At 70.4% G+C, this 18,610-nt stretch carries 17 protein-coding genes and 3 tRNA genes; 14 read left to right on the top strand and 6 right to left on the bottom strand.

Translation table 11 applies throughout. From position 1 onward, the window contains the following. Nucleotides 1–15: 15 nt before the first annotated feature. A complete protein-coding gene (tilS, locus tag J2Y46_RS20300) occupies nucleotides 16–1,011 on the bottom strand; it encodes a tRNA lysidine(34) synthetase TilS (RefSeq protein ID WP_310244938.1) in 996 nt (331 codons plus the stop codon). Nucleotides 1,012–1,179: 168 nt separating this feature from the next. Here tilS and ppa point away from each other — a divergent pair, with 168 nt between their 5' ends. After that, the gene (ppa, locus tag J2Y46_RS20295) at nucleotides 1,180–1,713 is read left to right on the top strand and encodes an inorganic diphosphatase (RefSeq protein WP_045296419.1); all 534 of its coding nucleotides are present in this window, start codon (nucleotides 1,180–1,182) and stop codon (nucleotides 1,711–1,713) included. A 68-nt stretch (nucleotides 1,714–1,781) separates the two neighbouring features. Here ppa and J2Y46_RS20290 read toward each other — a convergent pair whose 3' ends face one another. Beyond that, nucleotides 1,782–3,089 (bottom strand): M23 family metallopeptidase, encoded by a 1,308-nt coding sequence (locus J2Y46_RS20290; protein WP_245619483.1) that lies wholly within the window; start codon nucleotides 3,087–3,089, stop codon nucleotides 1,782–1,784. A 320-nt stretch (nucleotides 3,090–3,409) separates the two neighbouring features. On the opposite strand from J2Y46_RS20290, the gene J2Y46_RS20285 reads away from it, so the two are divergent. From J2Y46_RS20285 to J2Y46_RS20275, 3 genes are all read left to right on the top strand, one after another. Continuing rightward, a tRNA-Glu gene (locus J2Y46_RS20285) sits at nucleotides 3,410–3,482 on the top strand. Between the two features lie 20 nt (nucleotides 3,483–3,502). Beyond that, a tRNA-Asp gene (locus J2Y46_RS20280) sits at nucleotides 3,503–3,576 on the top strand. A 77-nt stretch (nucleotides 3,577–3,653) separates the two neighbouring features. Continuing rightward, a tRNA-Phe gene (locus tag J2Y46_RS20275) sits at nucleotides 3,654–3,726 on the top strand. A gap of 42 nt (nucleotides 3,727–3,768) precedes the next feature. Here J2Y46_RS20275 and J2Y46_RS20270 read toward each other — a convergent pair. Then, complete coding sequence (locus J2Y46_RS20270) at nucleotides 3,769–4,329, bottom strand: dihydrofolate reductase family protein (RefSeq protein ID WP_310244936.1); 561 nt, start codon at nucleotides 4,327–4,329, stop codon at nucleotides 3,769–3,771. 148 nt (nucleotides 4,330–4,477) lie between these two features. Between J2Y46_RS20270 and J2Y46_RS20265 the strand changes: the two genes are divergently transcribed. Genes J2Y46_RS20265 through J2Y46_RS20255 form a run of 3 tightly spaced genes read left to right on the top strand, consistent with a single transcriptional unit; the run spans nucleotide 4,478 to nucleotide 9,029 of the window. Then, nucleotides 4,478–4,954 carry a DUF2975 domain-containing protein gene (locus tag J2Y46_RS20265; protein WP_045297586.1) on the top strand — a complete coding sequence of 159 codons (477 nt, stop codon included), beginning with the start codon at nucleotides 4,478–4,480 and terminating at the stop codon, nucleotides 4,952–4,954. Next, a complete protein-coding gene (locus tag J2Y46_RS20260) occupies nucleotides 4,954–5,199 on the top strand; it encodes a helix-turn-helix transcriptional regulator (RefSeq protein ID WP_310244935.1) in 246 nt (81 codons plus the stop codon). The genes J2Y46_RS20265 and J2Y46_RS20260 overlap by 1 nt, the downstream gene beginning before the upstream one ends. Continuing rightward, complete coding sequence (locus tag J2Y46_RS20255; protein ID WP_310244933.1) at nucleotides 5,196–9,029, top strand: SCO7613 C-terminal domain-containing membrane protein; 3,834 nt, start codon at nucleotides 5,196–5,198, stop codon at nucleotides 9,027–9,029. The genes J2Y46_RS20260 and J2Y46_RS20255 overlap by 4 nt, the downstream gene beginning before the upstream one ends. Before the next feature lie 11 nt (nucleotides 9,030–9,040). Here J2Y46_RS20255 and J2Y46_RS20250 read toward each other — a convergent pair whose 3' ends face one another. Beyond that, nucleotides 9,041–9,556, bottom strand: coding sequence for a glycine cleavage system protein R (locus J2Y46_RS20250; RefSeq protein WP_045297590.1), 516 nt, complete (start codon nucleotides 9,554–9,556; stop codon nucleotides 9,041–9,043). Nucleotides 9,557–9,583: 27 nt separating this feature from the next. After that, complete coding sequence (locus J2Y46_RS20245) at nucleotides 9,584–9,949, bottom strand: hypothetical protein (protein WP_045297591.1); 366 nt, start codon at nucleotides 9,947–9,949, stop codon at nucleotides 9,584–9,586. Nucleotides 9,950–10,097: 148 nt separating this feature from the next. Between J2Y46_RS20245 and J2Y46_RS20240 the strand changes: the two genes are divergently transcribed. The 7 genes from J2Y46_RS20240 to J2Y46_RS20210 all read left to right on the top strand — a co-directional run bounded on the left by J2Y46_RS20240 (nucleotide 10,098) and on the right by J2Y46_RS20210 (nucleotide 18,093). Beyond that, nucleotides 10,098–11,267 (top strand): polysaccharide deacetylase family protein, encoded by a 1,170-nt coding sequence (locus tag J2Y46_RS20240; RefSeq protein WP_310244931.1) that lies wholly within the window; start codon nucleotides 10,098–10,100, stop codon nucleotides 11,265–11,267. A gap of 344 nt (nucleotides 11,268–11,611) precedes the next feature. Then, nucleotides 11,612–13,153, top strand: coding sequence for a sugar transferase (locus tag J2Y46_RS20235; protein WP_045297593.1), 1,542 nt, complete (start codon nucleotides 11,612–11,614; stop codon nucleotides 13,151–13,153). Between the two features lie 233 nt (nucleotides 13,154–13,386). Further along, the gene (locus J2Y46_RS20230) at nucleotides 13,387–14,250 is read left to right on the top strand and encodes a glycosyltransferase (protein ID WP_310244929.1); all 864 of its coding nucleotides are present in this window, start codon (nucleotides 13,387–13,389) and stop codon (nucleotides 14,248–14,250) included. Beyond that, nucleotides 14,247–14,900, top strand: a complete 654-nt coding sequence (locus tag J2Y46_RS20225) for a polysaccharide deacetylase family protein (protein ID WP_310244927.1) — start codon at nucleotides 14,247–14,249, stop codon at nucleotides 14,898–14,900. Before J2Y46_RS20230 ends, J2Y46_RS20225 begins: the two co-directional genes overlap by 4 nt. 76 nt (nucleotides 14,901–14,976) lie before the next feature. Then, nucleotides 14,977–15,723 carry a hypothetical protein gene (locus J2Y46_RS20220; protein WP_045297597.1) on the top strand — a complete coding sequence of 249 codons (747 nt, stop codon included), beginning with the start codon at nucleotides 14,977–14,979 and terminating at the stop codon, nucleotides 15,721–15,723. A 7-nt stretch (nucleotides 15,724–15,730) separates the two neighbouring features. Beyond that, nucleotides 15,731–17,074 carry an MFS transporter gene (locus J2Y46_RS20215; protein WP_310244924.1) on the top strand — a complete coding sequence of 448 codons (1,344 nt, stop codon included), beginning with the start codon at nucleotides 15,731–15,733 and terminating at the stop codon, nucleotides 17,072–17,074. Beyond that, nucleotides 17,071–18,093, top strand: coding sequence for a hypothetical protein (locus J2Y46_RS20210; RefSeq protein ID WP_310244922.1), 1,023 nt, complete (start codon nucleotides 17,071–17,073; stop codon nucleotides 18,091–18,093). The genes J2Y46_RS20215 and J2Y46_RS20210 overlap by 4 nt, the downstream gene beginning before the upstream one ends. On the opposite strand, the gene J2Y46_RS20205 is transcribed toward J2Y46_RS20210, so the two are convergent. Further along, nucleotides 18,053–18,520 (bottom strand): VanZ family protein, encoded by a 468-nt coding sequence (locus J2Y46_RS20205; RefSeq protein ID WP_052676712.1) that lies wholly within the window; start codon nucleotides 18,518–18,520, stop codon nucleotides 18,053–18,055. The genes J2Y46_RS20210 and J2Y46_RS20205 overlap by 41 nt on opposite strands. Nucleotides 18,521–18,610: the final 90 nt, after the last annotated feature.

Raw genomic sequence — 18,610 nt, 5'->3', positions numbered from 1 at the left:
TCTAGAGGGGCACCATCAGCGCGCGGTGAACTCGACGCGCCCGCCGAGACGGCGGGCGCGGCAACCTGGCAGATCGATCGGGCCCTGACCCGACCAGTCCGTCACGAGGCGCGCCACCTCGAGCGTCTGCGTCCGCGAGAGGCTCTCGTGGAACTCACTGGCCACGACGTGCCGGATGATGCGGTTCCGAAGCGCCGCCGGGTTGGCGGCGAGCGCGGCCGCCGACACCGAGATGCCGGCCTCGGCGTGCTCGACGATGTCCTCGATCGTCTCGTCGATCATCTCGTCGAACGCCTCGGAGTCCTCGCGCAGCTGCGCTGCGGTACGGGCGAGCGCCTCGGCGATCCCCGGGCCGAGTTCGGACTCGAGCACCGGCAGCACCGTCTCGCGCACGCGCACACGCGCGAACCGCGGGTCGGCGTTGTGGGGATCGTCCCAGGGCTCGAGCGCCTCGGCCGCGCACGCGGCGCGGGTCGTGACGCGGCGCACACCCAGCAGCGGGCGCAGGAGCGCGATGCCCTCGAGGACGGATGCCTCGGCCATGCCCTGCAGGCTGGTGGCACCCGCGCCGCGGGCGAGGCCGAGCAGCACCGTCTCCGCCTGGTCGTCGAGCGTGTGGCCGGTGAGGATCGCGGCCGCTCCGATCGCCCTGGCACCTTCGGCGAGGGCGCGGTAGCGCGCCTCGCGCGCCGCCGCCTCGGGACCGCCTGCTCCCGTGACCTCGACGCGCGCCACGCGGGCCTCGAGCCCGAGCGCCTCGGCCTTCGCGGCTGCGGCGGCGGCAGCATCCGTCGATCCGTCCTGCAGGCCGTGGTCGACGGTGAGCGCGACGGCCCGCAGCCCCGGCTTCGGCGCCTCGAAGGCCGTCGCGGCGGCGAGCGCGAGGGAGTCCGCACCACCCGACAGCGCGACGAGCACGGTCGCACCGGGTCGGAGGCCGGCGAGGGCGCGGCGCACGGCGAGCCGCACCTCGGCGACGGCGGGGTCGAGTCCGGGTCTGCGCTCCTCCACCCGCCCACCGTACCGGGGACGCCGTACCGTTCTCAGGATCGGAGCCTCGCGGTCACGCCTCGCCGCGGCGTGTCGCGCCTGTGCGCGCCGACGATCCTGAGTTAGTGCCCGATGGGCGCCCGAACTAGGCTGGTCGCGGCAATCCACAGTCTTCGAAGGAGCACCACTATGGGCGCGTACGACGCCGTCATCGAGATCCCGCGCGGCAGCCGCGTGAAGTACGAGGTCGACCACGGCACCGGCCGCGTCTTCCTCGACCGCATCCTCTACACGCCCATGGGCTACCCGACCAACTACGGGTTCTTCGAGAACACCCTCGGCGAGGACGGCGACCCGCTCGACGTGCTCGTGATCCTCGACGTCGACCTGGCGCCCGGCATCCTCGCGAGCGTCCGCCCCGTCGGCGTGCTCAAGATGAGCGACGAGGCCGGTGGCGACGACAAGGTCGTCGCGGTGCTCGCCAAGGACCCGCGCTGGGCGCACATCCAGGACGTCGCCGACATCCCGGAGTTCCTCCAGAAGGAGATCGCGCACTTCTTCGAGCACTACAAGGACCTCGAGCCCAACAAGTGGGTCAAGGTCGACGAGTGGGCGGACGCCGCCGAGGCCGAGCGCCTGGTCGACGAGGCGTTCGCGCGCTTCGCCCAGCACGAGGGCCAGACCGCGACCCAGGGTGAGGGCGTCGCGCCGAACACGCTCTGACGGCTGTCTTCATGCGAAGAGCGGATGCCTCGGCATCCGCTCTTCGTCGTTCGAGGTGTGTATGCCGGTCAGACCGAGATGCCGCGATCGGCCATGAAGTAGATCGGGTTGACCGGGGAGCCGTTGACGTACGTCTCGAAATGCACGTGGCAGCCGAACGAGTTGCCGGTGTTGCCCTCGCTCGCGATGAGCTGCCCGGCGCTGACCCACTGCCCGACACCGACGAAGATGCCGCCCGTGCGGATGTGGCCGTAGCCCGAGCCGATGCCGCCACCGTGGTCGATCTTGATGTAGTTGCCGTAGCCGCCGTTCCACCCGGCGTAGACGACGCGCCCCGCCGACGCGGCGTAGATGGCGGATCCGCACCCTGCGGCGAGGTCGACACCGTAGTGGAAGCCGCTGGAGCAGTAGCTGTTGCCGCACTGCACGGTGCGCGGGCCGTAGCCGGAGCTGCGCCAGCCGGATGACGGACGGGCCCAGCCCGAGCCCACGACGGCCCCGCCGCCTCCGCCACCGCCACCACCGCCGCCGCCTCCGCCCTGGTTCTGCTGGGCGAGGCGGTCGGCTTCCTCTTTGGCGCGACGTGCCTCTTCTTCGCGGCGCAGGCGTTCCTGCTCCTTGCGGACACGCTCGCCTTCTTCGTACTGTGCGACGGTCGTGGCGGTCGCGTCCTGGAGTGCGGCGAGCTGCGCCTCGAGTTCGCCGCGCTTGGCGTTCTGCGCGTCGAGGGCGGCCTGCGCCTCGTCGGCGGCCTTCTGCGCTGCGACCATCTTCTCTTCGGCGATCTTCTGCAGCCGGTCGCGCTCGGCGCGCTGGACGGCGGCCTGATCGCTGAGGCTCTGGGCCGAGTCGCGCGCGGTGACGGCCTGGGCGTACACGTCCTGGTTGCGCTGGACGAGCTTGTCCATCGTGCCCAGGCGCGCCAGCAGGTCGTCTGCGCCGGCGGCAGAGCCCGCGAAGAACAATTCCATCGACGTGTCGTCGCCGCCGTTGCGGTAGAGCTGGGCAGCCACGCGGCCTGCTTTGTTGGCCGCATCCGTCGCAGCCGCGGCCTGCTCGTCCGCCTGCTGCTGCAACTGGTCGGCCCGCAAGGCGGCGTCGAAGTACGCCTGCTGCGCGACGTAGAACTCATCGGCCAGCTGCTGCGCGACCTGCTGCTTGGCGGCGACATCAGCCTCGAGCCCGGCGATCAGCTGCTGGATCTTCGTGACCTCGGCGGCCTTGGCGGCCTCATTGTTCTTCGCCGCGACGACGTCGTCCCACGAGGGGTAGTCGGCTGCGAAAGCGGGGGCGACCAGCGGCCCGAGCGTTCCGCCGACTGCGCCGATCGCCGCGACGCCCAGGATTCCGAGCCCGAGCGCGGTGCGCCGGTTCATCGATGGCCAGAGCCGCCGCTGCTCGCGAGCAGACGGCGCGCACCCGCAGTCCACGGAGGTGTCGTCGGACACGGCCTGGTCAGTGACGTTTTCGGGCTGCACCGGATCCCTCCCTCGCGGCGTCAACTCGTTTCACACTAGCAACATCAGTAACATGCGCAACCCCCAGGGGTGCACGGCTGTTGCCGCCTCGGGAAGCGGTCACCCGGTCAGTGTGCGCCCTCAGGACCCGTTGTACAAGGGCGACGCGCGCTCGATTCGCGTTTTCGCGAGGAGTTACGTATGCTTGGTCCTCGGCAGTGAGCCCCAAAGGTTCACCCGGCCCCATCGTTTAGCGGCCTAGGACGCCGCCCTTTCACGGCGGTAGCACGGGTTCGAATCCCGTTGGGGTCACTCCACAATTCAATAAGCATGGCCCTGTAGCGCAGTTGGTTAGCGTGCCGCCCTGTCACGGCGGAGGTCGCGGGTTCAAGTCCCGTCAGGGTCGCTCCGAGCGACGGGCCCTTTTTTCGAAGAGGGCCTTTCGTCTAGGACGCGGCAGGTCTTGTATAAGAGATGCCGCGCGGCTCTGTAGCTCAGTTGGTAGAGCGTTCGACTGAAAATCGAAAGGTCACCGGATCGATGCCGGTCGGAGCCACTGAAACCCTCTCCTAGCTTCTACATGGAGGGGGTTTCTTCGTTAGCCCTGCCGCACGCGGTACCCGAGATACACGAAGCCGTTCTCGAAGCGACGCTCGTCGGTCAGCTCCAGGTCGAGCCGCAGTCCTTCGTCGAGGAAGCGGATGCCGCCGCCGACGACGACGGGGCAGAAGACGACGTGCACCGCGTCGAGGAGGCCGGCTCGCGCCGCCACCGAGGCCAGCTGACCGCCGCCGATCGCGAGTGTGGCGGCCGAGGCATCCTTCAGTCGCCGCGCCTCGTCGGCGTCGAACGTGGAGCGCAGCTCGGTGCGCCGGGTGGTGACCGCGCCCAGGCGGCGCGAGTACACGATCTTGTCGACGTCGCGCCACTGCAGAGCGAACTCGCGCTCGGCGGGCGGCAGGTCGTCGAGCGGGATGTCGTCCCACACCTTCATCACGTCGTACACCTTGCGGCCGTAGAGGTGAGTGCGTGCCGGAGCCAGCAGCCGGTTCACGAACGAGTGGATCTCCGCGTCCGGCGTGGCCCACGTCCATCGGCCGTCCGGACCCGCGATGTAGCCGTCGAGCGAGGCGGAGTTGAAGTAGATGAGCGACCCCATGCGTCGGCAGGCTACCCGGCGCGTCGCTCGCGGGCTACCGTTCCCGCGTTGCCAGCGAATCGTCAGCAACCACCACTTGCGGTGTGGACGGATGCTGCGGCTATTGTTTCTCGATAGCTACGTACCGTTTATCGATAGGCAGGCTCGCATGCAACGCACCACGATCGTCGTCCTGAAAGTCCTCATCGCGGCACTGCTCGTGCTGCTGCTGTGCTGCCAGGTATTCGTGGTTCCGGCCGTCGCCGCGCAGTCGGCGGTCCGCTACTCCGAGATCGCCTATTTCGAGATCCCAGGCACCATCGTCGGCATCCTCTTCCTGCTATGCGTGCAGGTGGTGCTCGTGTGCGTGTGGCGGCTGCTGTCGCTGGTGCGCGAAGACAGCATCTTCAGTGAGAGCGCGTTCCCCGACGTCGATGTCAGTCTGGCGGCGGTCGCGTTCGCGACGTTCCTGGTGCTCGTGGCGCTCATCGCACTGAGCCTCACCGGATTCATGACGCCGTCCATCACCCTGCTCCTGCTGCTCGGCGTCGTGGTCGGCGCCGGCCTGTCGCTGCTGATCGTGGTGCTGCGGAGCCTCCTGCGCAAAGCCTCGCAGCTCGAGCACGACCTCTCGGAGGTGGTGTGATGCCGATCATCATCAACCTCGACGTGCAGCTGGCGAAGAAGAAGATGTCGGTCACCGACTTCGCCGCCGCGATCGAGATCACCCCCGCCAATGTCTCCGTGCTGAAGAACGGCAGGGCGAAGGCGGTGCGGTTCACGACGCTCGACGCGATCTGCCGGGTGCTCGACTGCCAGCCCGGCGACATCCTCGAATGGGTGCCCGACGACCACCCGGCGGCGATCACCGCGGCGGAGGGCGAGGCATGACAGCAGCGACGGCGAGTGGCAGGGCGACGCCGGCGTGGAGCTCCACGGCGATCGCGGAGCTGCTCGACGTCGCGCGCTGCCCGGTGTGCGGCTCGGGCATCGTCGCCGAGCGGCGGTGCCCGGCATGCGGCGCGGACTTCCGCGGCGCGATCGGCCGCGATCTGTGGGCGGCGTCGCAGGACGCCGTGGATGCGCTCCGCGTGCGCCAGGCGGTCCTCGACCGGGTGCCGATCGCGCCGATCGCGGCCGCTCTGGAGGCCCCTGCCCCGTCCGCCGCGCCATCCGCACCGGTGGCCGCGCCGCCTCCGGCCGTCGCAGGCGCTTCACGCCCCGGCCCCTCCGCGACCGTGCAGTCGGTGCTCGCGGTCGCGGGAGCAGGGCTCGTCGCGGTGGCGGCGGTGGTGTTCACGTTCTTCAACCCCGACCTCGCAGACCCGCTGCCGCGGGCCGCGATCGTCGGCGGCATCGCCGCGGCGTTCCTCGGCGGATCGGCGCTCCTCGCGCGCCGCGGCCTGCGCTTCTCCGCTGAGGCGATCGGCGCTCTCGGCGTGGTCTTCCTCGCCCTCACCATCGCGACGGCGCTCGCGCTGCTTCCACCCGGCCTGGACGGATGGGTCTTCACCGCGCTGTCGACGCTCGTCGCCGGCGGCGCCCTCGCGGTACTCGGCCCACGCGCCGGCATTCGCGCGTGGCTCTGGAGCGGTCTCGTGGCTCTGGCCTTCGTCCCGCTGATGCTCGGCCTCGCGACCCCCTCGGCGCTCGCGGCGACAGCCGGCTGCCTGGCCTCCGCCGCCGCGGCGAGCGCCCTGGTCGCCTTCGCGTCCCGCGGGTCGGCCGGCTTCGCCCGCCCGCTCACGGCGGAGGTCGTGACCCTCACCGTCGTCCAATTCGGCTTCGCCGCTGCGGCGCTCGTGACGGTGTGGGCAGCGGATGCCTCCACCGGCGTCTCCCCCGCGTACCTCGCGAGTGCGACCCTGGTCACGATCGCCGGCCTGGCCGCAGCATCCGCCCGGCACCTCGCGGGAGCGCTGTGGAGCGGTCTCGCCGGTGGGGCGATCGTCGCCTCCGCGGCGGTGCTGCCGCTCGCCTCGGCGACGGGAGGCTACTGGCTCGCGGCGTTCCCCGTCGCCGCAGGCCTGGGGCTCGTCGTCGCGGGCGCGCTCAGCCCACTGCATCGCATGATCGCGCGCGGTGCATTCTTCGCCGGAGCCGTCGCGGTCGTCGCGGCCGTCGCCGTGATCCCGACGCTCACCGCTTTCCTGACGCTGGGGGGCGTCATCGCCAGCCCGAGAACCGTCCTTGTGTCGGCGACCGGGCTCGGGCTCACAGCAGGGCTGGCGGCCCTGGCCCTGTCGCTCGCGTCGTTCGCGGCCATCACGACCCCGCACGGCGTCGCGGTGACGGCTGCGACCCGGGACGAGGCATCCGTCCCCCCTGCCCACAGGTTCGGGGCGGACGCCGCGCCTTCTGGGCGCGCGCCGTACGCCCCGAACGCACCCGATGCGCCCCGGATCCCCGACGCCGGAACGGTCGAGCCGTGGCGGCCGTCGGCGATCGGGACCCGGTGGCTCGGATTCCTCGGCGCATGGTACGCGGTGCTCGCGTTCCTCACGGTGCTCGCGCTGGCGGACCTCGGGGTGTGGGCGCGCATCGCGCTCGGGCTCGTCGCCGCGGTCATCGCGGGCACCGTGTCGACGACGCGGCTGCGGGATGCCCCGGCCGCCGTCCGCATGCCGCTCGTGGTGGGTGCGCACGCGGCCGTCGCGTTCGCCGCGGTGCTGTCGTGGCGCGACGACGACCTCACGGTGTGGGCGGGCGCGGCCGTCGTCGCCACCCTCGGCGTGCTGGCGCTCACGGTGCCGCGCGCAGCCCGGTTCGTGCACGTGGGAGTCGGGTTCGCCTACGCGCTGGTCATGGTCGCGACGGCGCTCGCCCGTGCGGGGGCGGATCCGCTCGTGGTGGTCTGCCTCACGACCTGCGCCGCCGGCGCGGTGGCCATCGCGGTCACGTTCGCCCGCCGGGTCCCGTCGCGCGAGTGGTACGCCGTGCTCGTCGTGACGGCCGTGCCCTTCGCCATCGGCGTGCTGCAGGTGGTGTTCGAGCGCAGCGGCTGGACCGCCCTGTCGACAGCGGTGATCTTCTGCCTCGCCCTGACACTCGTCACGACGACGCGGCCGGGGCTCGGCATCGTCGTGCGCACACTCGCCGCGGCGACCCTGGTGCCCGCCCTCGCGGTGGTCGCGGTGTGCCTCGGCGCGCAGCTGCTGCCGATGAGCGGCTCGCCGATCGTGCTCCCCGTCATCGCGGCGATCGTCGCCGGCGTGCTGGCGTCGGCGGACCTCCTCGCCGCCGCGCTCTCGCGACGCCTGCCGGCGGCGCACGTGCGGGCCGCAGGGCTCGCGGTCGAGGCATCCGCTCTCCTCACGGCGGTGATCGCCGTCGGACTCTCATTGGTTCGCACGTCGGCGGGGCTGCCCACCACGCTGCTCGTGCTCGTGATCCTGGGCATCGGGTTCGTCGCGACCGCACTCTTCTCACCGCGTCACTACGCGTGGCCTCTCGCCGGCGCGGCGTTCACGGGCGCCTTGTGGAGCGCGTGGGGCCTCGTGGGCGTCACCGGCCTCGAGCCGTATCTGCTGCCGCCTGCGCTCGGGGTCGCCGTCGTGGCGGCGTGGCTGACCGCCCGCGGGCGCCCCGCGGCAGGCCTCTATACGGTCGGGCTCGCCGTCGCAGTGATCCCCGTGCTGATCGCACTCGCGCTGGACGGCACGGATGCCGCGACGCCCGCGCTCGCGATCGACGCCGGCTTCCCCGCCCGGGCGTACGCGCTCGTGGGCGCGGCGTGGGCGCTGGTGGCAGCATCCGTCGTCGTGTCTCGCGCGTCCGCGCCGCGTGTGCGCCGCCTGCGGGTGCTGCGCGCGCCGACGCTCGCCGTCGCGATCGTCGCAGCCGCGGCCGCTGCGGTGCAGGGCGTGCGGTGGGGTACGGGGCTGGATGCCGCGCCCACGGATCCGCTGATCGTCGCGGCGCTCGTGTTCGGGCTCGTCGGCGGCGGGGCAGCGGCGAGCGCCGCGCGTTCCCTGCACCGCGGGGCGACACCGGAGACGCTGATCGCCCATACGCGCTGGCTCGGCGCCCCCGCCGTGCTGATCCTCGGCATCGCGACCTGGCCGGCGATCGAGCGGGACTGGTCCGTCATCTGGACGATGTGGGCGCTGCTGCTGGCGCTGCTCACGCTCAAGGTGGGGGTGGCCGCACGCGGCCTTCGGGCGCCGACCGCGCTGCCCCCGGTGTGGTTCCTGTTCGCGGTGTCGTTCACGACCGCGGTGGTCGCGTGGAGTCCTCGCGACTTGCGCGTCGAGTGGTTCTCGCTGCCGCTCGGGCTCTTCCTCCTCGCGGCGGGGGCGCTCGCGCTGCGAAGGCCCGCACCGTTCGCGCGCGCGAGGTCGCTCCAGGCGTGGCCCGCCGGCTGGACGGGGTCGTGGCCTCTCCTGGCGCCCGGTCTGATCACGATGCTGAGCGCGTCCGTCGCGGCGACCTACACCGACCCTCGCACGTGGCGCGCGATTCTCGTGATGGCGATCGCACTGGTCGCGATCCTGGTGGGCGCCACCCGGCGTCTCGCCGCGCCGTTCCTCATCGGGATCGTCGTGCTGCCTGTCGAGAACGTGCTGGCGTTCATGGTGCAGATCGGCCGCGGCATCGAAGCGATGCCGTGGTGGATCACGCTGTCGGTGGTGGGCGCGGTGCTGCTCATCATCGCGGTCGGCTATGAGCGGCGGGCGGGCGATGGCACCGGCCTCGCGGCCCGGCTGCGCGACCTCGCCTGACCGCCGCGCACTCAGGACTCGAAGGTGACGTCGACCTGAATCTCGGACGCGAGCCGCTCGAGCTCCCGGGTGAGGGCGGCGAGATCGACGGATGCCGGGATCCGGGCCGTCACCGTCGCCTCGAACAGCCGGCCGCCGTACATCGCCGCCTCACGCGTCTCGGTGGTCATCCGGTCGATGCTGATGTCGTGGGAGCGCAGCACCGTCGTCATCTCCCGGACGATGCCCGGATGGTCGTTGCCGATCAGCTGCAGGGTGAGCGGACGCATCGCGGCCTCCTCCGGGGAAGGCTCGACCCCTGTGCTGACGGTGACGGAGAGCAGCCCGTCGAGCACAGACAGGGACTCGCGGAGCTCGTCCGCGCGCGCCGCCGCCACGGAGACCTCGACGACGCCGGCGAAGACGCCCGACAGCTCGGCGAGCTGGCTGTTCTCCCAGTTGCCGCCGTGCCGATCGACCACATCGGCGACGGCCGCCACGAGACCGGCTCGATCGCCTCCGACAAGGGTGAGCACGAGCGTCGTCATACCTGTCAGGGTAGCGACCGCGCGCGCTCAGCGCGGGGCGAGCTCCGACGTCACCGGGAACGGCAGCCGGAAGCGCTCAGGATCGGCGCCGACAGCGGACGCCGCACCGTACTCGTCCGCGACGACGGTGACGCCGCGGGCGCTCGCCTCGGCGATCCGCACCGGTCGCTCGGTGCCGTCCGCGAGGCGGAGGGTCCACTGGTCGGCGAGATAGCCGATGCCGAGCTGCTCGAGCAGCACCTCGGCAGCGAGCCACTCGACGCCGCCCACGCCTTCGGGCGTGCGCTCGCGGCCGAGCAGGTCGAAGACGCGGAAGCCGTCGCCGGAGGGGAGCATCCATCCCAGGATCTCGCCGTCGGCGCGGCGGTGCTCGATCCAGTCCGCGGGCAGCATGGGACACGAGCGTACCGACACCGACGCCGACAGGCGACGCGGATCATCCACAACCCGCACCGCGGTCGGGCACTGGGCCGCGGCATCCGGGTAGCATCCGCTTCAGAGATCGCACGTGGGGATGCGCGGTCCGGACGCGGGGAGTCGTATGGCCACCTTCGGCACACCTCCCGCCCGACGGCCGTCGGAGCGGGTGCGTCGCCGACGCCTGTTCGCGGGCATCGCGGGCGCTGTCGTCCTGCTCGCCGTGATCGGCGGCTCGGTCGCGGCGATCGGCTTCGCACGCGCGGGCGCCCACGACCAGGAGACGGATGCCGCGCCCACCGCCACCGGATCGGCGACGCCGACGCCCACTCCCACCCCGACGCCACTGACACCCGAAGAGCAGCTGCTCGCTTCCACCACCGACCCTGCGGCGTGCGCGGTGAGCTTCATGGGCGACGGGATCGCCGACGCACCCATGCTGCAGACGCAGGGCGCGCTGTACGCAGGCTTGCCGATCCCTTCGCGCGACGGACTCGTGTTCGCCGGCTGGTACGCGACGCCGTCGGATGCCGCGGCGTTCGCGATCCCTGGACGCGTGAACGGCTCGGAACCCGTCGTCTGCACCGACCAGCGCGTGACACTGCACGGTGCGTGGATGAGCCCCGACCAGAATGCGGCCGAGAACGCCCGCATCCCGATCCTCATGTACCACCAGTTCACCGCCGACCCCGGCGGTGAGAGCGGCTGGCTGCGCGGCAACTACGCCTACATCGGCGACTTCGACGCGCATATGAACCACATCGCGACGACAGGCTTCTACCTGCCCACGTGGGATGAGCTGTCGGCCTTCATCGACGGACGCCTCTTCCTGCCGAACCACTCGGTGATCGTCACCGACGACGACGCCGACCAGACCTGGTTCGACCTCGCGGCTCCCGTTGTCTCCACCTACAAGGTGCTCACGACCTCGTTCATGATCACGGCCTACCGGCAGGATCCGCCGCCGAACCCCTACGTCCTGCGACGCTCGCACACGCACGACATGCATCGCGCGGGCGCGAACGGCGACGGGCTCATCACGAACCTCTCGGTGCCCGAGATCGTGGCCGACATGGAGGCGTCGTACGGCGTGCTCGGGGCCAAGGAGATCATGGCCTACCCGTTCGGGCACTACAACGACACCGCGAAAGAGGGCCTGCGCCAGGCGGGCTGGGAGATGGCCCGCACCATCGAGCCCGGCTACGTCACGATCGGCACCGACAAGCTCGCACTGCCCACCGTGCGCATCAACTACGGCATGGGACTGGACGCGCTGATCAACCTCATCGGGTGATCGCGTGGGGGTGACGGATGCTGCGGGCCGCAGCATCCGTCAGTGATCGTGTATCACACGAGATGACACAGGCTCCTCTGTCAACAGCAGGACGATCTGAAACACAGCGAAGCTTGAGCAATCGCGCTTCCTAAGTCGATGCGCCCGCTGTATTGTGACAACTGCGTGGGAGCTTTCGGGCTCTCCTATGACATCGGGTTTGGGATCCGATGTCGGCACTGGATGGGGATCCGGTGGGCGCACTGGGGATAACGCGGCTGGTTACCCGGCCACCGCAAAAAACTGGGGAATATCGCAATGGCATATCCATATGCCGTGCGCTCATCGTGCCTGGGGGTTGCACGATGACGGCCATCGACGCCGGCGCACGTACCGTGACCGGGCTGGACGCACCTGCGTTCCCGCCGATCCTCACCCCACGCGCGACCGCCACGAAGCCGCTCACGACGCTGGTGCCGCGGACGGAGCCCGCGATCGAGCGGCGGCGCCTCTGGGAGCACCGCTACGCACGCCGTCTGCAGGCCACCGATGCGGTCGTCGTCATCAGCGCGACCGCCCTCACCGCCCTGATCGACACGTCGGTGTGGTCGACCGGCGCGTTCGCGGTGGGGCGGGTCGCTGTGCTGACGACGGTGGTGTGGCTGCTCTGCCTCGCGCTCGTGCAGAGTCGCGCTGCATCGATCAGCGGCTCCGGCGCCACCGAGTACAAGCGCGTGATCCACGCCACCGGGTTCGCCTTCGGCGTCATCGCGATGATCTTCGTACTCTTCCAGTGGCAGGGGGTGCGGCTGCAGCTCATCGCCGCGCTGCCCGCCGGACTCTTCGCGCTCCTCGTCGGACGCTGGCTGTGGCGCAAGTGGCTGCTTGGTCAGCGCCGGTACGGCCACTACGCGTCGCGGGCGATCGTCACCGGCAGCCGCGACGACATCGAGTACGTGCTGCGCACACTCGACGAGCGCGGATCGGGCTACGTCACCATCGGCGCCGCGCCATCGGACCAGAGCGACGAGCCGATCGTGATCGACGGCCGCGTCCACGACGTCGTCGGGACCATGAGTTCCGTCGCGATGCACGCCCGCACGCTCGAGGCCGACACGATCATCGTGGCCACCCGGCCAGAGGACGACCCCGACTTCATCAAGCGCCTGAGCTGGGAGCTCGAGGGCACGGCGTCCGAGCTGATCATCTCGAGCCGCGTCGCCGACGTCGCGGGCCCGCGCATCTCGCTGCGTCCCGTCGACGGGCTGCCCCTCATCCACGTGAAGATCCCGGAGTTCGAGGGCGGCAAGCACGCCCTGAAGCGAGCAGTCGACGTCGCGTTCTCATCCCTGGTGATGATCCCGTTCTCGCTCATCGTCATGCCGGTGATCGCACTGCTCATCAAGCTCGACGACGGCGGTCCGGTGTTCTTCCGTCAGACGCGGATCGGCCGCGACGGCCAGGAGTTCGGCATCCTGAAGTTCCGCACGATGCGCGCCGACGCCGAGGAGCGACTCGCTGAGCTGGAGGCGCAGAGCGACGGCAACGGTGTGCTGTTCAAGATGAAGAACGACCCGCGCATCACGCGGATCGGCGCCATCCTGCGGAAGTACTCGATCGACGAGCTCCCGCAGTTCTGGAACGTGCTGATCGGCGACATGAGCGTCGTCGGACCGCGCCCGCCGCTGCCGAAGGAGGTGCGCGAGTACGAGGGAAAGGTCTACCGCCGCCTCTTCATCAAGCCCGGCATCACGGGGCTCTGGCAGGTGAGCGGGCGCAGCGACCTCTCGTGGGAGGAGAGCGTGCGGCTGGACCTCCGGTATGTCGAGAACTGGTCCATCACGAGCGATCTCATGATCATGTGGCGCACGGCCAAGGTGATGATCGCCCCCACGGGGGCGTACTGATGGCCCGCACAGCGCTCGGTCGACGACAACGGCGTCGTCGGCCGACATGAGCCGGATCCGCGGCCACCCATCCGTCGAACCCCGCCAGTGCGCACTGGCGGCCACCCGAGACGGTGCCCTTCCCCCAAGGGGGCGTGGCCGCGGATCCCTGGGGAAAGTGTGCAGATCGCACACGACGACAAGCGAACAGACCGACTGGGGTAGGTCACGACAACGGCTCTGGGGGCCAACACATGCTGAGCATCATCATCGCAGCGCACAATGAAGAGCCTGTGATCGGGTCATGTCTGGACGCGATTCGCAACGGCCTCCGCACGGACGCGGAGATCATCGTGAGCGCCAACGGATGCACCGATCGTACGGTCGAGGTGGCACGCGAGCACCGCGCGGCCGTGATCGACCGGCCCGAGCCGGGGAAGCCGGGCGCGCTGAACGCCGCCGACGAGCTGGCGACCGGTTACCCCCGGGTGTACCTCGACGCCGACATCCGAGTCCCCGAAGGGGGTGTGGCCGCCCTGGAACGACTGCTCGACCAGGGCGCGCTGGCGGCGGTCCCCCGGCGCCGTGTGGACACCTCGGGACGCCCCCTCGCCGTCAGGGCCTACTTCGCGATCAACGAGCGTCTGCCCGTGTTCCGCGACGGACTCTTCGGCCGCGGGATGATCGCCGTGTCGGAGAGCGGCCGGCGGCGCTTCGATCGGTTCCCGGCAATGATCGCCGATGACCTCTTCCTCGACTCGCAGTTCTCGGCTGCCGAGAAGGCAGAGGCGACCTCGGTGGAGGTCGTCGTCGAGGCACCACGCACGACGAAGGCGCTCGTGAACCGGCTCGTGCGCGTGCGCCGCGGCAACGCCGAGATGCGCTCGGCATCCGCGAGCGGTGAGGTCGCGGTCGCGATCCGTCCGTCAGACAAGTGGGCGTGGCTCCGCGACGTGATCCTGCCGAACCCGCACCTGGTCTTCGCCGCCGTTCCCTACCTGGTGATCACCGTGACGGCCGCTCTCCGCGCGCGGCGCGCTCCTCACACGGCCGACGCGTGGGGCCGCGATGAGAGCACGCGCCAGAGGACCCCGGATCTCATAGGCTCGACCGGATGATGGTGAATGTCTGCTTCCACGGCCTCGGTGTGTGCGAGCGCGAGCGGGAGCCCGGCGAGGCGCGGTATTGGATGAAGGAGGACGTCTTCCTCGGCGTGCTCGACGCCGTCGCGGGCCGCGCCGATGTCGCGCTGAGCTTCGACGACGGCAACCGCTCCGACGCCGAGATCGCCCTTCCCGCGCTGCGCGAGCGCGGACTCACGGCCACGTTCTTCGTGCTGGCGGGTCGGCTCGACGACCCGGCGAGCCTGGATGCGGCCGACCTGCGGGCCTTGCGGGCCGAGGGGATGTCGATCGGGTCCCACGGATGGAGTCACATCCCCTGGCGGGGCCTGACCAGCGCGGATGCGAAGCGCGAGTTCATCGACGCCCGGAGCGCTCTCGAAGGAGCGAGCGGAGCGAAGATCTCCGAAGCGGCGTTCCCACTCGGCCGGTACGACCGGTCGGCGCTGCGCCGTCTCAAGGCGGCGGGCTACCGGACGGTCTTCACCAGCGACCGGTTCCCCGCACGGAAGTCGTCCTGGCTGCAGGCGCGCTACAGCGTCACGGCCGACGACACGGTGGAATCGGTTTCGCGGATCGCGAGGGGCCGACCGGGCCTCCACGAAGCAAGGAATGTGCTGGCCAGCGCGGTCAAGCGCGTGCGGTGATCCCCGGCGGACGGGGTAGCGTTGGACAGAGGCATCCCGACCGAGGATGCCGGATCGTCGTCTTGGGGGACGCGACATGGGGGATGAAAAGGGAACGCCTGAGGAAGGGCGGCCCGGGGCGGCTGCGGAGCCGACCGGCCACGGCGACGCCACCGAGGCGACGAGCGATGGCCACGGCACGGAGCCGACAAGCGCCGGCGGAGGCACGCGGCTCACGACGGGCATGCGGACGGTGCTGTGGATCGTCGCTGCCGTGGTGGTACTCGGGATCGCCGTCACCATCTGGCTGCTCACGATCGGCAGCGGGACCGCCGGAGTCGACGGCGCCGACCCGGATGCGGGATCGACCCCCACTGCGACGGTGACCCAGGGGCCGATCCCGGGCGCGACTCCGACGACCGGCAGCGAGGTGCAGCCGCCGGACGAGACCGCGGCGCCGATCGACCGTCTCCCGCCACTTCCGACCTCGTCTCCGCTCGTCAGCGACCCGCTGCCTGCCTCTGGTTCGGCATCCGGAGAGCTCGTGAAGGGCTTCCCGGTCGACCTGATGGGTCCGGTGCCGGACTCGCAGGTGCTCGAGAGCTCGATCTCCACGGAAGGCTCGACCATGCAGGTCAGCCTCGTGGCTCGGACGGATGCTGCGGACGACGACGTTCGAGCGCACTACCGCGAGCTGTGGGCCGACCTGGGTCTGACCGATACCAGCGGCGGCGACGGGTCGATCACCTACTCCGACGCCTTCTCGTCGCTGTCGCTGGCATTCTCGGAGTCGTCGGGGACCGGCACCGTGTACATGATCTACGGCGTCTTCCGCACGAGTTGAGCATCGCTTGTACATCTCCTTCTCCAACTCGCCCGAGCCTGAAGACAAGACGGGCGACGCGCCGCGCACGCCACCGGGGACGCGCACGGTCTCCTCCACGGTCATCACCCTCGGCATCGTCTCGATGCTGACCGACATCTCGTCTGAGTCGGTCGCGGCGATCCTCCCCCTCTACGTCACGGGGGTACTGGGCCTGTCGACCATCGCCTTCGGCTTCCTCGACGGCCTCTATCAGGGAGTCAGCGCGCTGGTGCGCATCGGCGGCGGCTACGTGTCGGATCGGTCCGACCAGCCCAAGTGGGTGGCGTTCGTCGGCTACGCTCTGGCCGCGGTCGCTCGCGTCGGGCTGCTCTTCGCCTCGGGGTTCGCGGCGATCACCGCGGTGATCACGGCGGATCGCATCGGCAAGGGCATCCGCACAGCACCCCGCGACGCTCTCATCACGGCGACATCGGAGCCGGAGAACCTGGGCAGGTCCTTCGGCGTGCACCGTACGCTCGACAACATCGGCGCGGCGATCGGGCCGCTGATCGCATTCTTCATCCTGCTGCTGATCCCCGACGGCTTCCACACGGTCTTCGTAGCGTCCCTCGCCTTCGCGCTCATCGGCGTGCTGATCCTCGGGCTGGTCGTCCCGAACGTCCGCACCCGCGGGCGCGAAGGCGCTCCGGGCACCGGCGAGGGGACGCCGGCCGCGCCCGCACCGTTGCGCAAGAAGTTCGACTGGGCGGCCGTGACGACGGGGCCGATGCGTCGCGTCCTGGCCGCCGCCGGCATCCTCGGCATCCTGACGATCGGCGATGGCTTCATCTACCTCGTCCTGCAGGATCGCAGCGACTTCGCGGCGCAATGGTTCCCGCTGATGTATGTGGGCACCAACCTCGCGTTCCTGGCGTTCGCCATCCCTCTGGGACGACTGTCGGACCGCGTCGGACGTGGCCGCGTCTTCGTCTTCGGGCACGTCGCGCTCGTGGCCGCCTACTTCGTCGCGGCGATGCCGATCACCGACGTCGCCGCCACGATCCTCTGCCTCGTGCTGCTGGGCGCCTTCTACGCCTCCACCGACGGGGTGCTGGCCGCCCTCGCCAGCCAGTTGACGACTCCCGAGACGCGAGGCACGGGGATCGCCGCCGCCCAGACGGTCGTGGCACTGACGCGTTTCGTCTCGGCGACGGGCTTCGGCTTCCTCTGGTACGCCGTCGGCCCGGAGTCCGCCATGATCGTGGTGGCCGTCCTGCTGGTCGTCGCCATCCCCCTTGTCGCGCTGCTGCTGCGCCCCTATCTCGCCACCACGCGACCGCTGTACCCCGACACCGACCAGAGCGAGCCCACGGAGGTCTCCGGCCAGTGAACAACCGCACCAAGTGGCTGGTCGTCGCCGGCGTCTCGGCCGTCGCCCTCGCAGCCACCGCCGCCGTCGGCGTGGTCGCATGGCAGCAGTACCAGACGAGACAGGTCGCGCCCAGCGCGGCCGAGACGACGGCGTCCGACGACTGGGCCACCGGCGACCGGGTCGTGTTCCGCAACACGGCGCTGGGCGAGGGCTACGGTCTGGTCGCGAGTGTGCCGCTCGCCGAGCCGTCGGGCGTGCGGGCGCTCACCGCTGTCGCGTGCGACCGCGTGGACGCGACGCCCGAAGAGTTCTCGTGTCTGCGCACCGAGCGCGGCGTCGTCCCGTCCTACAGCGCGTCGCTGTACACGAACGACGGGGTGGTGCGGCAGACCTGGCCGCTTCCCGGCATCCCCAGCCGCACACGCATCTCGGACGACGGGACGCGCATAGCCACGACATCCTTCGTCACCGGTCACTCTTACGCCACGATCGGCTTCTCGACCGAGACGGTCATCCACGATGACGCCGGTGGCGACTTCGGCAACTTCGAAGAGTGGACGTTCATCGTCGACGGCGCCCCCAGCGCACCGCTGGACCGGAACTTCTGGGGTGTCACCTTCATCGACGACGAGACCTTCTATGCAACTGCGGGGATGACGAACTCGGGCAAGACCTACCTCGTGAAGGGGGACATCCCGTCGCGCACGCTGACCACGATCGCGGAGGATGTCGAGTGCCCGTCGCTGTCACCCGACGGCACGCGGATCGCCTTCAAGTCCGTGACCGCGGGTTCCGGCCCCACCGTCCACTGGACGCCGGCGGTCATGGATCTCGCGACGGGCGAGGTCGAACTGCTCCCGGAGCCACGCAACGTTGACGATCAGATCGAGTGGCTCGACGACGACACGATCCTCTACGGGATGCCGCGGGACGACCAGGCGGGCGACTACGACGTGTGGGCGCTCGCCGCCGACGGCTCAGGCGACCCCGCGGTCCTCATCGAGCACGCCTGGTCGCCGTCGGTGGTGCGTCGCTGACAGCCGCCTTGCGGGCGGACTTGTGCTGCGCCCTGAGGACGATCAGCCAGGCCAGCGCGGCACCCAGCGCCGCTCCGAGCGTGTTGGCGAGGATGTCGCGGATCGTCGGCTGACGCGACGGGATGATCACCTGCGCGAGTTCCGCGGCGGCCGAGAGTGCCAGCGCGAGCGCGACGCCGTACCAGGGATGGCGGAACAGCAGGGTGAGCAGGAATCCGAGGGGCACGAACATGAGAATGTTCGCACCGAACTCGATCCAGCCCGTCCCGAACCAGTCCATCCCGAACCCGTCGCGGAGCCAGTCGCCGATCCGGTTGACGATGCCCGAGTACGACACGGGCAGGAGCAGGACGAGCCCCACGACCAGTGCGTAGGCCGCCAGCCCGGCGATCACCCAGCGACGACGAACGGATGCGCCCTCCGACATGCACGGCTCCCCTCGGTGTGCACAAGCGCGGATCTGATGCCCCCGGGTCCACATTAAGGGCGGGGGAAGTGTACATGAGTCTTCTCTCAT

Origin of the sequence: Microbacterium sp. BE35 (assembly GCF_031457705.1) — a bacterium.
Taxonomy (GTDB): domain Bacteria; phylum Actinomycetota; class Actinomycetes; order Actinomycetales; family Microbacteriaceae; genus Microbacterium; species Microbacterium trichothecenolyticum.
The sequence above is the reverse complement of the archived record's forward strand: the minus strand, read 5'-3'. Positions and strand labels throughout refer to the sequence as shown.

Excerpts from the sequence above, each read along its gene's own strand:
- ppa (WP_045296419.1), top strand. The coding sequence starts at position 1,180 with ATGGGCGCGTACGACGCCGTCATCGAGATCCCGCGCGGCAGCCGCGTG.
- J2Y46_RS20290 (WP_245619483.1), bottom strand. The coding sequence starts at position 3,089 with ATGAACCGGCGCACCGCGCTCGGGCTCGGAATCCTGGGCGTCGCGGCG.
- J2Y46_RS20270 (WP_310244936.1), bottom strand. The coding sequence starts at position 4,329 with ATGGGGTCGCTCATCTACTTCAACTCCGCCTCGCTCGACGGCTACATC.
- J2Y46_RS20265 (WP_045297586.1), top strand. The coding sequence starts at position 4,478 with ATGCAACGCACCACGATCGTCGTCCTGAAAGTCCTCATCGCGGCACTG.
- J2Y46_RS20260 (WP_310244935.1), top strand. The coding sequence starts at position 4,954 with ATGCCGATCATCATCAACCTCGACGTGCAGCTGGCGAAGAAGAAGATG.
- J2Y46_RS20255 (WP_310244933.1), top strand. The coding sequence starts at position 5,196 with ATGACAGCAGCGACGGCGAGTGGCAGGGCGACGCCGGCGTGGAGCTCC.
- J2Y46_RS20250 (WP_045297590.1), bottom strand. The coding sequence starts at position 9,556 with ATGACGACGCTCGTGCTCACCCTTGTCGGAGGCGATCGAGCCGGTCTC.
- J2Y46_RS20245 (WP_045297591.1), bottom strand. The coding sequence starts at position 9,949 with ATGCTGCCCGCGGACTGGATCGAGCACCGCCGCGCCGACGGCGAGATC.
- J2Y46_RS20240 (WP_310244931.1), top strand. The coding sequence starts at position 10,098 with ATGGCCACCTTCGGCACACCTCCCGCCCGACGGCCGTCGGAGCGGGTG.
- J2Y46_RS20235 (WP_045297593.1), top strand. The coding sequence starts at position 11,612 with ATGACGGCCATCGACGCCGGCGCACGTACCGTGACCGGGCTGGACGCA.
- J2Y46_RS20230 (WP_310244929.1), top strand. The coding sequence starts at position 13,387 with ATGCTGAGCATCATCATCGCAGCGCACAATGAAGAGCCTGTGATCGGG.
- J2Y46_RS20225 (WP_310244927.1), top strand. The coding sequence starts at position 14,247 with ATGATGGTGAATGTCTGCTTCCACGGCCTCGGTGTGTGCGAGCGCGAG.
- J2Y46_RS20220 (WP_045297597.1), top strand. The coding sequence starts at position 14,977 with ATGGGGGATGAAAAGGGAACGCCTGAGGAAGGGCGGCCCGGGGCGGCT.
- J2Y46_RS20205 (WP_052676712.1), bottom strand. The coding sequence starts at position 18,520 with ATGTCGGAGGGCGCATCCGTTCGTCGTCGCTGGGTGATCGCCGGGCTG.